Source organism: Streptomyces gelaticus (genome assembly GCF_014649535.1).
In the GTDB taxonomy this organism is placed as follows: Bacteria; Actinomycetota; Actinomycetes; order Streptomycetales; family Streptomycetaceae; genus Streptomyces; species Streptomyces gelaticus.
In genome coordinates this window covers 140068-152039 of record NZ_BMTF01000019.1, presented here as the reverse complement: position 1 = coordinate 152039, position 11972 = coordinate 140068, and the positions used below count along the sequence as shown (strand labels likewise).

Here is an 11972-nt window from a genome sequence, read left to right as displayed (position 1 = left end):
CAGATCCAGCGGCGCAAGCTTCGGTCCCGGGCGCGTCATGACCCAACTATATGGAAATTTAAGACTCAGGACACTAGTGGTCGACGAGGCGGTCGAACTGGGTGGTCGTGTGGCGCAGATGGGCCACCAGCTCGTCGCCGACCTTCGGCTCCTGGGCGTCCGACGGGACGAACAGGATCGACACCTGCATGTGCGGCGGCTCGGCGAACCAGCGCTGCTTGCCCGCCCAGACGAACGGCGACAGGTTGCGGTTGACGGTGGCCAGGCCCGCGCGGGCGACCCCCTTGGCACGCGGCATCACACCGTGCAGGGCCTTCGGGGCCTCCAGGCCCACGCCGTGCGACGTACCGCCGGCGACGACCACCAGCCAGCCGTCCGAGGTGGCCTTCTGCTGGCGGTAGCCGAAGCGGTCGCCCTTGACCACCCGCGTGACGTCCAGGACGGCGCCCCGGTACTCCGTCGCCTCGTGGTCGCCGAGCCACAGGCGGGTCCCGATACGGGCGCGGAAACGGGTCTGCGGGAACTGCTGCTGGAGCCGTCCCAGCTCCTCGGCGCGCAGATGGCTGACGAACATGGTGTGCAGCGGCAGCCGGGCCGCGCGCAGCCGGTCCATCCAGCCGATGACCTCCTCGACCGCGTCCGAGCCGTCCGTGCGGTCCAGTGGGAGGTGCAGGGCGAAGCCTTCGAGCCGTACGTCCTCGATGGCGGCGTGCAGCTGACCGAGCTCCTCCTCCTTGACGCCGTGGCGCTTCATCGAGCTCATGCACTCGATGACGACCCGGGCGCCCACCAGGGCGTGCACGCCGTCCACGGAGGACACGGACCGGATGACCCGGTCGGGCAGCGGCACCGGCTCCTCGCCCCGGCGGAACGGGGTGAGCACCAGGAGATCGCCGCTGAACCAGTCCTTGATGCGGGCCGCCTCGTAGGTGGTTCCGACGGCGAGCATGTCGGAGCCGAAGCGGATGGCCTCGTCGGCCAGCCGCTCGTGGCCGAAGCCGTATCCGTTGCCCTTGCAGACCGGGACGAGGCCGGGGAACTGGTCGAGGACGGATTTCTGGTGCGCCCGCCAGCGCGCGGTGTCGACGTAGAGGGAGAGCGCCATGGCCGGTCCGGAACCCTTCTGGTGGCTGCTGTGTGGGAGGTGTGTGGAGCCGAAGTCCCCATTGAAACCAATGAAGCCGGTTTCGTCACCGGGACGACGCGTTTCGGACGACGCGTATCAGCGGCGCGACATGTAGATGTCCAGCGCCTTGTGCAGCAGCTTGTTGAGCGGGAAGTCCCACTCGCCGAGGTACTCGGCCGCCTGCCCGCCGGTGCCGACCTTGAACTGGATCAGACCGAAAAGATGGTCGGTCTCGTCCAGCGAGTCGGAGATGCCGCGCAGGTCGTAGACGGTGGCCCCCATGGCGTACGCGTCGCGCAGCATCCGCCACTGCATCGCGTTCGAGGGCCGGACCTCGCGCTTGTGGTTGGCGGACGCGCCGTACGAGTACCAGACGTGCCCGCCGACGATCAGCATGGTCGCGGCCGCGACGTTCTCGCCCTCGTGGCGGGCGAAGTACAGCCGCATCCGGTTGGGGTCCTCTGTGTTGAGGGCCGTCCACATGCGCTGGAAGTAGCCCAGCGGACGCGGCCGGAAGTGGTCGCGCTCCGCCGTGATCTCGTACAGCCGCTGCCATTCGTCGAGCTCGGCATAGCTGCCCTGGACGACCTCGACGCCGGCCTTCTCGGCCTTCTTGATGTTGCGTCGCCACAGCTGGTTGAAGCCCTTGTGGACGTCTTCGAGTGAACGGTTCGCCAGCGGCACCTGGAAGACGTAGCGGGGCTGCACGTCACCGAAGCCGGCGCCGCCGTCCTCACCCTGCTGCCAGCCCATCTTCCGTAGCCGGTCCGCCACTTCGAAGGCCCGCGGCTCGATGTGGGTGGCCTCGACGTCGCGCAGACGCTTCACTTCCGGGTCCTGGATGCCCGACTTGATGGCGGCCGCGTCCCAGCGACGGATGATGACCGGCGGGCCCATCTTCACGGAGAAGGCGCCCTGCTGCTTGAGATGCGCCAGCATCGGCCGCAGCCAGTCGTCCAGGTTCGGGGCGAACCAGTTGATGACCGGACCCTCCGGCAGATAGGCGAGGTACCGCTTGATCTTGGGAAGTTGCCGGTAGAGCACCAGCCCGGCGCCGACGAGCTGTCCGCCCTTGTCGAACCAGCCGAGGCTCTCCGAGCGCCACTCCGCCTTCACGTCCGCCCAGGCCGGGACCTGCATGTGACTCGCCGCAGGCAGACTCTGGATGTACGCCAGATGCTGCTCTCGGCTGATGGTCCTCAGGGTCAGGCTCATGCGGGGCGCTCCTCGGCAGGTGTGTCCCCATCGGTCAGGGGCTCCGGCTCTCGCGCCGAAGCCTACTGTGACCGACGAGCACGCCGTCTGGCCCTATGGGACCTTGCCGCTCGGCCACCGCCGCGACCCGGGTTTCCGGGCCCTTGCACGGGGAACGGCGCGAGGCCCCGAGTGGCTCCTCGCGCCGTCCTCCGGCTGTCCGTCCAGCTTTCCGTCCTGCCGGACGTGGATCACCTCTTGTCTGTCGTGCGTCAGCCCACCACGCCGCCGAAGAGGCCGCCGTGGGCCATGCCCAGGAAGAAGCCGATGGCGGCTGCACCCATGCCGATGATCAGCGGGAACCGTTCGCGCGTGGTCACCGAGATGTACTGCCCGTACCCACCCGTGAGGATCCCGATGAGTCCGGCCCACGAGCTGATCAGATGCAGGTTGTGGAACATCGCGGTCACGAAGGCCAGCGCACCGAGGATCAGCGTCACCGCCACCAGGGTCTCCTGGAGCGGATGGGGCTTGCCGTCCGTGGCGAGAAGGGAAACGGGGGGACGGGGTCGTGTTGCTTGTGCCATGGAGTACCTCCTGGCCGAAATGGGGCGCGTGGTGGCGCCGGTCACACCCGATGTGTCCAGATTGCGTCTCCTGAGCACCGGATTTCAACCGGAAGCCGGTGTGCGGGTACTCTGTACGGTCTGCACCGGTGTCTGCCCGGACCAGCACCTCGGCCCCCCTCTCGAAGGAGGGTGTTGTCAGTGGCGGCTGTTCTAATCGAAGACACCGATGCTCACGCATCACGACCCTCCTGCCACGGAACGACCGTGGCCGCTGAGTCCAAAGGAGGTGGGTTCCACATGCGTCACTACGAGGTGATGGTCATCCTCGACCCCGATCTCGAGGAGCGCGCTGTCTCCCCGCTGATCGAGAACTTCCTCTCCGTCGTCCGTGAGGGCAACGGAAAGGTCGAGAAGGTCGACACCTGGGGCCGTCGTCGTCTCGCTTACGAGATCAAGAAGAAGCCCGAGGGCATCTACTCGGTCATCGACCTGCAGGCCGAGCCTGCGGTCGTCAAGGAGCTCGACCGCCAGATGAACCTGAACGAGTCGGTCCTCCGGACCAAGGTCCTCCGTCCCGAGTCCCACTGAGCATCTAGCTCAGTGGTCATCGGGTTCGAGTAGCAGCAAGCAGCCAGAAGCAATCCCCGCCGAGAGGTTCACCCATGGCAGGCGAGACCGTCATCACGGTCGTCGGCAATCTCGTCGACGACCCCGAGCTGCGCTTCACCCCGTCCGGTGCGGCGGTCGCGAAGTTCCGTGTCGCGTCCACTCCCCGCATCTTCGACCGGCAGACCAATGAGTGGAAGGACGGCGAAGGCCTGTTCCTCACCTGCTCGGTCTGGCGGCAGGCGGCGGAGAACGTCGCCGAGTCGCTCCAGCGAGGCATGCGCGTCGTCGTGCAGGGCCGGCTGAAGCAGCGGTCGTACGAAGACCGCGAGGGCGTCAAGCGCACGGTCTACGAGCTGGATGTCGAGGAAGTCGGCCCCAGCCTGAAGAACGCCACGGCCAAGGTCACCAAGACCACCGGTCGCGGCCAGGGCGGCCAGGGTGGATACGGCGGCGGCCAGCAGGGCGGCGGCAACTGGGGCGGCGGTCCCGGTGGTGGCCAGCAGGGTGGTGGCGGCGCTCCCGCCGACGACCCGTGGGCCACGAGTGCGCCGTCCGGCGGTCAGCAGGGCGGGGGCCAGCAGGGCGGCTGGGGCGGAAGCTCCGGTGGCTCCGGCGGCGGCTACTCGGACGAGCCGCCCTTCTAGGGCAGCTCGCACCCCCACTTCTTGATCACACAGGAGAAACACCATGGCGAAGCCGCCTGTGCGCAAGCCTAAGAAGAAGGTCTGCGCGTTCTGCAAGGACAAGACCCAGTACGTGGACTACAAGGACACGAACATGCTGCGGAAGTTCATTTCCGACCGCGGCAAGATCCGTGCCCGCCGCGTGACCGGCAACTGCACGCAGCACCAGCGTGACGTCGCCACGGCAGTCAAGAACAGCCGTGAGATGGCGCTGCTGCCCTACACGTCCACCGCGCGATAAGGGAAGGGTGACCGAATCATGAAGATCATCCTCACCCACGAGGTCTCCGGCCTCGGTGCTGCGGGCGACGTCGTCGAGGTCAAGGACGGGTACGCCCGTAACTACCTGGTTCCGCGTGGCTTTGCCATCCGCTGGACCAAGGGCGGCGAGAAGGACGTGGCGCAGATCCGCCGCGCCCGCAAGATCCACGAGATCGCCACGATCGAGCAGGCCAACGAGATCAAGACCAAGCTCGAGGCCGTGAAGGTCCGTCTGGCCGTTCGCTCCGGCGACGCCGGCCGTCTCTTCGGCTCCGTGACCCCGGCCGACATCGCCTCGGCGATCAAGGCTGCCGGTGGCCCCGATGTCGACAAGCGTCGCGTCGAGCTCGGTTCGCCGATCAAGACGCTCGGCGGACACCAGGTGTCCGTGCGTCTGCACCCCGAGGTCGCTGCGAACCTCGGCATCGAGGTCGTTGCTGCCTAAGGGCACAGCTCACCTGAGCAGCTGAAGGGCCGCACCCGTGGGGTGCGGCCCTTCGTCGTTCCGAGCGGCGCGATCCGATCCTGGCCGAGTTGCGCGGTCCCCTGCTTCCCCGCTTCCCCGCTTCCCCGCTTCACGGTTTCACGTGAAACGGGGAAGCGGCCGGTGGCTCAGCGGGTGGCTCCGGTGACGATCCACTTGCCGGAGCGGGTACGCAGCCAGAGTGTCACCAGGCGAACGGCCATCATCAGGGTCATCGCCCACCACAGCGTTGTCAGGCCGCCACCGATCACCGGCACCAGGAGGGCGACCGGGGCGAAGACCGCCAGCGTGACGAGCATGGCCCAGGCCAGGTACGGCCCGTCGCCGGCACCCATCAGCACTCCGTCCAGAACGAAGACCACGCCGGCGATCGGCTGGGACAGTGCGACCACCAGCAGCGCCGGGAGAAGCGTGTCCTGCACGGAGCGGTCGCCGGTGAACAAGGGCACGAACAGCGGGCGGGCGAGGACGATCAGTGCCCCGAACACCACTCCGGAAACGATGCCCCACTGCACCATGCGGCGGCACGCCTCGCGTGCGCCCTGCGCGTCATCGGCTCCCAGGTAGCGGCCGATGATCGCCTGGCCGGCGATGGCGATGGCATCGAGAGCGAAGGCCATCAGGCTCCAGAGGGAGAGGATGATCTGGTGCGCGGCTATCTCGGTGTCGCCGAGGCGGGCGGCGACGGCCGTGGCGATCAGCAGGACGGCGCGCAGCGACAGCGTGCGGACCAGCAGTGGAACGCCTGCCTGGGCGCTGGCCCTGATCCCCGCGGCATCGGGGCGCAGTGAGGCACCGTGCCGTCGTGCTCCTCGTACCACCACGATCAGATAGGCGGCGGCCATTGAGACCTGTGCGATCACGGTGCCCCAGGCCGATCCGGCGATACCGAACCCGGCACCGTAGACCAGTCCCGCGTTGAGGGCCCCGTTGGCCGCGAAGCCTCCGACGGCGACGTACAGCGGGGTCCTGGTGTCCTGCAGGCCGCGGAGGACACCGGTCGCGGCCATCACCACGAGCATGGCCGGGATGCCGAGGCTGGAGATCCTCAGATATGTGGTCGCATAGGGGGCCGCTGTGTCGGAGGCGCCGAAGACGTCCACCAGCCAGGGTGCCGTGGGAAGAGTGACGGCGATGACGACGACGCCCAACAGGAGCGCCAGCCAGATGCCGTCCATGCCTTGCCGGATCGCGGAGGCCAGATCGCCCGCACCGACCCGTCGTGCCACCGCCGCGGTGGTGGCGTACGCGAGGAAGACGAAGATGCTGACGGCGGTGGTCAGCAGGGCGGCGGCGACGGCCAGGCCGGCCAGTTGAGGGGTGCCGAGATGGCCGACGATGGCGCTGTCGACCATCACGAAGAGCGGCTCGGCGACGAGTGCGCCGAAGGCAGGGACGGCGAGCGAGATGATCTCGCGGTCGTGCCGTCGACGACTGGGCGGCGGTGATGCCGGGGCCTGGATCATGGGGGTCAATCTAATCTTCCACAGGTAATGGATGCAATGGCTCAGTAGTCCTTACATTTGTTGAGGCTCGGCGTTCTCCCGTGTGCCGTTTTCCGTGATCTTGGGCTGGCTCGGAAAGTTTTTCTCCCCCACAGCCCGTGGATGGGAAAATGCCAGGTCAGCACAGTGGGGGTGTGGGTGTTATGAGTTTGTCCACAGTGCTGTCCCCCGCTCCGTGCACAGGTTCTGCAGAGTTCTCCACAGCATCTGGTCGGTCGTCCACATGCCCTGTGGATAACCAGATTGGCTGACGGTGCCGGGCGGCCTACCGTGGACCGGCGCCCGCACCCCGTTCCGGTCTTGGAACCACGCAGAACTCGACGCGCCGGAACCGGAGTCGGGCGTCTTGTTTGTCGGTGCTGTGCCGTAAGAAAGAGTGGCACGGTGAGGTCCGCGGAGCGGACGGGAGGGAGGTGGCCCGGTGAGCATTCCCGAGCCTTTGGACGACCCCTGGGCCGAGACCGGTCCCAGTGACCGTCTGCCCGTCTCCCGGCAGCGTCGCGGTGAAGGCCGGGATCGCGGCGAGCGGCGCGACCGCGGCGGGGAGAGCGATGGATGGGACGGGGGCTCTCCTGGTTTCGAGCGGGTACCGCCCCAAGACCTCGATGCCGAGCAGTCGGTACTCGGCGGCATGCTCCTGTCCAAGGACGCCATCGCCGATGTCGTGGAGATCATCAAGGGCCACGACTTCTACCGTCCCGCGCACGAGACCGTCTACCAGGCGATCCTCGACCTCTACGCCAAGGGCGAGCCGGCCGACCCGATCACGGTGGCGGCCGAGCTGGTCAAGCGGGGCGAGATCACCAAGGTGGGCGGGGCGCCGTATCTGCACACCCTCGTCCAGTCCGTGCCCACCGCGGCCAACGCTTCGTACTACGCGGAGATCGTCCACGAGCGGGCGGTCCTGAGGCGGCTCGTCGAAGCCGGCACGAAGATCACGCAGATGGGATACGCGGCCGACGGCGATGTCGACGACATCGTGAACTCTGCACAGGCCGAGATCTACGCCGTCACCGAGCAGCGCACCAGCGAGGACTACCTGCCGCTCGGCGACATCATGGAGGGTGCGCTCGACGAGATCGAGGCGATCGGTTCGCGCAGCGGCGAAATGACCGGGGTGCCGACCGGCTTCACGGACCTCGACGCTCTGACGAACGGCCTGCACCCGGGCCAGATGGTCGTCATCGCGGCCCGTCCCGCCATGGGTAAGTCCACGCTGGCCCTCGACTTCGCCCGGGCCTGTTCGATCAAGAGCAACCTGCCCAGCGTGATCTTCTCCCTCGAAATGGGGCGCAACGAGATCGCGATGCGTCTGCTCTCCGCCGAGGCGCGGGTGGCACTGCACCACATGCGCTCCGGCACCATGACCGACGAGGACTGGACGCGGCTGGCCCGCCGGATGCCGGATGTATCGGCCGCCCCGCTCTACATCGACGACTCCCCGAACCTCTCCATGATGGAGATCCGGGCGAAGTGCCGCCGTCTCAAGCAGCGCAACGACCTCAAGCTCGTGGTCATCGACTATCTGCAGCTGATGCAGTCCGGTGGCTCGAAGCGTGCCGAGAGCCGCCAGCAGGAAGTCTCGGACATGTCCCGAAACCTCAAGCTGCTGGCGAAGGAGCTTCAGCTCCCGGTCATCGCGCTCTCCCAGCTGAACCGTGGTCCCGAGCAGCGCACGGACAAGAAGCCGATGGTCTCCGACCTGCGTGAATCCGGATCCATCGAGCAGGACGCCGACATGGTGATCCTGCTGCACCGCGAGGACGCGTACGAGAAGGAGTCCCCCCGCGCCGGTGAGGCCGACCTGATCGTGGCCAAGCACCGTAACGGTCCGACTGCAACGATCACGGTGGCCTTCCAGGGCCACTACTCGCGCTTCGTCGACATGGCACAGACCTGACCGCCAGCCATGTAGGTTCTCAAATCTCGTGTCATTTTCTCAGTCGCAATGTCATCTGACTGGCCGATCTGACACGGGATTGAGAATTGCTGGCCACTGCCATCACCCGTTCAGGTGACAACGCCCCCGGTCTGGCATGGGAGTTTCACGCGGATGCGAACGTAGCGCTCACGAGAAGGCTGCCGACGATCCGGGGGTGACTCATGGCCGCAGGGCTGAATGTCGCGGCATCGATCACGGTGAGTCTGCGGGGCGCGAACGGCATCCTGGTCGAGAACCGGGATTGGGTTACGTCGCCGATCGACGGGCTCGCGGCGGCGGCACCCTGGCGGACCTTCCGCTGGTACAGGGGCCAGCGGCATTACTCGGGCACGTACTGGTCCTCCACAATGCGCGACCACGTCATCTACGAGTCGCGGCTCGAACTCGCGCGGCTCCTCTTCGCTGATTTCGATCCGTCTGTACGGCGTGTCGTGGCCCAGCCATTTCTGCTCAAAGCCGAGGTGGACGGGGCTATGCGCAAGCACATCCCGGACTACCTCCTGGTCACCGACGAGGGGCCCGTGGTCGTGGACGTGAAGCCACTGCACCGGTTATCCAAGCCGGAGGTGTCCTTCACTTTCGGCTGGACCCGTGAAGTGGTGGAAGTCCGTGGGTGGAAGTACGAGGTCTGGAGCGAGCCACCTGCGGTGGAGCTGGAGAACGTCCGCTTCCTGTCGGGCTTCCGCAGAGATTGGCTGTTCGATCGTGGGCTCGTCGACGAGCTCCGAGGCGCTGAGCTCGACGGAGTCTCTCTGTGTCGCGCGGCAGCCAGCTTGCCCGCTCACCCGGAGGAACAAGTCCGGGCTGCGGTCTATCACTTGCTGTGGACACACGAGCTTGCGGTGGATCTCGACCGGCCGTTCAGCCCGGCGCATGTGCTCAGGAGGACGGCGTGACCAGGGCTGGAGCGCGGATCGGCGTCGGTACACACTTCCGCTACGACGGGGAGGCCGTCGAGGTGGTCGAGATGGCCGCCACCACGGCCGGCAACGAGGTCGTCCTCAAGGACGGCCAGGGCAGGCTCCTGCGTCTGTCCTTGCGGGAACTGCTCTTCTCCGACCGGGCCACCCTCATCCCCAAGGAGACGGGACCGTCCTCGGACGACGCCGAGGAGATCGCCTCGGTGGTACTGGGGCAGTTGGATGAGGAGGGCAGACGCCAGATCCTGGAGCGGGCCGAGCACATTCGGGAACTCCTCACGGGATATCGGTCCGGCAGCACCGAACTTGCGCGTGAGGGCGAACCGCGAGCTCCGTACACGCCGACGCTGTCGCTGGATGCACGCTATGCGGCGAAAGCCGCTGAACTCGGAGTCACCGATCGCACCATTCGACGGTGGGTCGCCGACTATCGCCGGCATGGTGAGGCCGGCCTGGCCCAGCGGGCAAGTTCCCAGGCACGGTCCTTCGGCAGGGCCGACGACCGATGGGTGCAGACCGCGCTGGAAGTCATGGTCGAGCACACTGGAGAGTCGAAGCCATCACGCAAGATCGTCATAGACCGGACTCAGGCCCGGGTGATCGCGCGGTTCGGTCCTGACGTCGTACCCCAGCCCAGCCAAGCCACGGCCTACCGGGTACTCACTGAGCTGGAGCGGCGACACCCCCTGTTCCGGTTGAGTACAAAGCGGAACAGGGATATCGCCGGTCGGCCGGAGGGTCAGTACGGCAAGCTGCGGCCGACGCGGCCGGGCGAGTACCTGCTGATGGACTCCACCCGCCTGGACGTCTTCGCGTTCGACCCGCTGACGCTCAAGTGGGTTCAGGCCGAATTGAGTGTCGGGATGGACTGGTACACCCGCTGCATTACGGGGATCCGGCTGACGCCGGTCTCGACGAAGGCGGTGGATGTCAGCGCGGTGCTGTTCCAGTCGTTTCGGCCGAGGCCGGCGGGGCGGGACTGGCCGCGGCACGCGGTCTGGCCCGAGCACGGCATCCCCCGCACTGTCCTGGTCGACGTCGAGGCCGCCACCGGGCCGGGCCTGGCCTCGCCTCCTCTGGTCCCCGAGACGCTGGTCGTCGACCACGGCAAGGTCTACGTCTCGGAACATCTGACCAGCGTCTGCCGCCGGATGGGTATCTCCATCCAGCCAGCCCGCCTGCGGACGGGCCGGGACAAGGGGCCGGTGGAGCGTTATTTCCGGACCCTGCGGGAGGGGTTGCTGCAGGTGCTGCCCGGCTACAAGGGGCCCGACATCCACTCGCGGGGCGAGCGCCCGGAGGACGACGCGTTCTTCTTCCTCGACGAGCTTGAGGCAATTATCCGGGAGTGGACAGCGGCGGTCTATCACTGCAAGCCGCACTCCAGCCTGGTCGATCCGGGCCTGCCGGGACTGCGGATGTCCCCGGCGAAGATGTTCGAGCACGGCATGGCCCGGGCGGGCTACATCGAAGCACCCCGCGACCGGGACCTGGCCTTTGAGTTCCTGCAGACGAAGTGGCGCACGGTCCAGCACTACGGTGTCGAGATCGGCCGCCGCCGCTACAGCGGCCCCGGCCTGCCCGAGCCGGGCATCCGCAGCCCCTACGACAGTCCAGTCAAGAACGGCTGGCCGTTCCAAGTGGACCCCGACGACATCACCAAGATCTACTTCCGTAACCCCACAACCCGCGAATGGCACACCCTGACCTGGGAGCACGCACCGTCGGCCGAGATGCCGCTGAGTGAGGACGCGTTGACATTCGCCCGGCAGCTGGCCGCCTCGAAGTATCGCTTTCCCGACGACCGGCTTGCCGTCGCTGATTTGTTGGAGCGGTGGAATCTTGGGCTGGGCACCACGATTGCTGAGCGGCGCATGGCCCTGCGGCTCTCGCGCGAGCAGGCCGGTATCGAGCTTCCGACGAGCGAGGAGGAGACGGTCGTCTCGCTTCCATCCGTACGCAAGGCCCTCGGCCAGGACGAGCAGAACGCGGAACTGCGGGAGCCCGACGTGGTGACGGAGACCGGGGATGACGACGAGGCCGATCTGGAGGACCTCGCCGGGGAGGACGACTTCTACGCCGATGCCCTGGAGGACGTGTGAACGACGGCAGCGTTCCGCAGCCAGGCAGTCTTGCCTTGTCGCGGAAGGAGGACTTCAAGGCATTCGCCGAGAGCCCTCGCCGAAGTCGGCCCGACCTGCTGACCCTAAAGCAGCTGAAGTCCCTGCCCACGCAGGCGCGGGCGGACTACGACCGTCAGCGCCGGCAGTGGCACGCAAACATCGGCCCGTTCAAGACGCCGCAACTGACAGAGCTCCATGAAGACCTATGGGACATCGTCGACAGTAACGAGCAGGACGGGGACAAGGCCAAGGGGGCTGTGGCCGTCGACGCGTTCCCGGGGCTGGGCAAGACGACCTCGGTGCTTGCCTTCGCCCGGGACTTCCATCAGCGGGAGATCGAGGAGTCGGGCGCGTTCACGAGCCAGGGGCACGAGCGGATCCCCGTCTGCCGGGTCGGGCTGACCGGGAATACCGGAATGAAGGATCTCAACCGGGCCATGCTGGAGTTCTTCGGCCACCCCGGACAGACGCGGGGGACCACCGCCCAGTTCGGACGGCGGGTGCTGGACTGCGTGCTGTCCTGTGATGTCCGTCTGGTGGTTCTGGACGATCTGCA

The 11972-nt window shown here is 67.1% G+C and carries 11 protein-coding genes and 1 pseudogene; 8 read left to right on the top strand and 4 right to left on the bottom strand.

Annotated features, from left to right (window positions below):
- Positions 1–73: 73 nt before the first annotated feature.
- The 3 genes from IE107_RS25045 to IE107_RS25035 all read right to left on the bottom strand — a co-directional run bounded on the left by IE107_RS25045 (position 74) and on the right by IE107_RS25035 (position 2907).
- The gene (locus IE107_RS25045; RefSeq protein ID WP_189546465.1) at positions 74–1105 is read right to left on the bottom strand and encodes an alanine racemase; all 1032 of its coding nucleotides are present in this window, start codon (positions 1103–1105) and stop codon (positions 74–76) included.
- 117 nt (positions 1106–1222) lie between these two features.
- Positions 1223–2341 carry a lipid II:glycine glycyltransferase FemX gene (locus IE107_RS25040; RefSeq protein ID WP_189546464.1) on the bottom strand — a complete coding sequence of 373 codons (1119 nt, stop codon included), beginning with the start codon at positions 2339–2341 and terminating at the stop codon, positions 1223–1225.
- A gap of 251 nt (positions 2342–2592) precedes the next feature.
- Positions 2593–2907 carry a hypothetical protein gene (locus IE107_RS25035; protein ID WP_189546463.1) on the bottom strand — a complete coding sequence of 105 codons (315 nt, stop codon included), beginning with the start codon at positions 2905–2907 and terminating at the stop codon, positions 2593–2595.
- A 279-nt stretch (positions 2908–3186) separates the two neighbouring features.
- Between IE107_RS25035 and rpsF the strand changes: the two genes are divergently transcribed.
- The 4 genes from rpsF to rplI all read left to right on the top strand — a co-directional run bounded on the left by rpsF (position 3187) and on the right by rplI (position 4887).
- On the top strand, positions 3187–3477 hold the full coding sequence (gene rpsF, locus IE107_RS25030) for a 30S ribosomal protein S6 (RefSeq protein ID WP_072487610.1): 291 nt from the start codon (positions 3187–3189) through the stop codon (positions 3475–3477).
- A 74-nt stretch (positions 3478–3551) separates the two neighbouring features.
- The gene (locus IE107_RS25025) at positions 3552–4142 is read left to right on the top strand and encodes a single-stranded DNA-binding protein (protein WP_189546462.1); all 591 of its coding nucleotides are present in this window, start codon (positions 3552–3554) and stop codon (positions 4140–4142) included.
- A 43-nt stretch (positions 4143–4185) separates the two neighbouring features.
- Positions 4186–4422: a 30S ribosomal protein S18 gene (rpsR, locus tag IE107_RS25020; protein ID WP_003967857.1), complete on the top strand. Its 237-nt coding sequence runs from the start codon at positions 4186–4188 to the stop codon at positions 4420–4422.
- An 18-nt stretch (positions 4423–4440) separates the two neighbouring features.
- On the top strand, positions 4441–4887 hold the full coding sequence (gene rplI / locus IE107_RS25015; RefSeq protein WP_189546461.1) for a 50S ribosomal protein L9: 447 nt from the start codon (positions 4441–4443) through the stop codon (positions 4885–4887).
- A 167-nt stretch (positions 4888–5054) separates the two neighbouring features.
- On the opposite strand, the gene IE107_RS25010 is transcribed toward rplI, so the two are convergent.
- On the bottom strand, positions 5055–6392 hold the full coding sequence (locus tag IE107_RS25010) for an MATE family efflux transporter (RefSeq protein ID WP_189546460.1): 1338 nt from the start codon (positions 6390–6392) through the stop codon (positions 5055–5057).
- 478 nt (positions 6393–6870) lie between these two features.
- Here IE107_RS25010 and dnaB point away from each other — a divergent pair, with 478 nt between their 5' ends.
- The 4 genes and pseudogenes from dnaB to IE107_RS35950 all read left to right on the top strand — a co-directional run.
- Positions 6871–8331, top strand: a complete 1461-nt coding sequence (gene dnaB / locus IE107_RS25005) for a replicative DNA helicase (protein ID WP_189546479.1) — start codon at positions 6871–6873, stop codon at positions 8329–8331.
- 203 nt (positions 8332–8534) lie between these two features.
- On the top strand, positions 8535–9269 hold the full coding sequence (locus tag IE107_RS25000) for a TnsA-like heteromeric transposase endonuclease subunit (RefSeq protein ID WP_229867227.1): 735 nt from the start codon (positions 8535–8537) through the stop codon (positions 9267–9269).
- On the top strand, positions 9266–11395 hold the full coding sequence (locus IE107_RS24995; RefSeq protein ID WP_189546459.1) for a TnsB C-terminal domain-containing protein: 2130 nt from the start codon (positions 9266–9268) through the stop codon (positions 11393–11395). Before IE107_RS25000 ends, IE107_RS24995 begins: the two co-directional genes overlap by 4 nt.
- A pseudogene (locus tag IE107_RS35950) lies at positions 11392–11946 on the top strand (P-loop NTPase family protein); the annotation flags it as partial. The gene IE107_RS24995 and the pseudogene IE107_RS35950, both read left to right, overlap by 4 nt.
- Positions 11947–11972: the final 26 nt, after the last annotated feature.

Coding starts and splice junctions, on each gene's coding strand:
- IE107_RS25045 (WP_189546465.1), bottom strand. CDS start 1,105: ATGGCGCTCTCCCTCTACGTCGACACCGCGCGCTGGCGGGCGCACCAG.
- IE107_RS25040 (WP_189546464.1), bottom strand. CDS start 2,341: ATGAGCCTGACCCTGAGGACCATCAGCCGAGAGCAGCATCTGGCGTAC.
- IE107_RS25035 (WP_189546463.1), bottom strand. CDS start 2,907: ATGGCACAAGCAACACGACCCCGTCCCCCCGTTTCCCTTCTCGCCACG.
- rpsF (WP_072487610.1), top strand. CDS start 3,187: ATGCGTCACTACGAGGTGATGGTCATCCTCGACCCCGATCTCGAGGAG.
- IE107_RS25025 (WP_189546462.1), top strand. CDS start 3,552: ATGGCAGGCGAGACCGTCATCACGGTCGTCGGCAATCTCGTCGACGAC.
- rpsR (WP_003967857.1), top strand. CDS start 4,186: ATGGCGAAGCCGCCTGTGCGCAAGCCTAAGAAGAAGGTCTGCGCGTTC.
- rplI (WP_189546461.1), top strand. CDS start 4,441: ATGAAGATCATCCTCACCCACGAGGTCTCCGGCCTCGGTGCTGCGGGC.
- IE107_RS25010 (WP_189546460.1), bottom strand. CDS start 6,392: ATGATCCAGGCCCCGGCATCACCGCCGCCCAGTCGTCGACGGCACGAC.
- IE107_RS25000 (WP_229867227.1), top strand. CDS start 8,535: ATGGCCGCAGGGCTGAATGTCGCGGCATCGATCACGGTGAGTCTGCGG.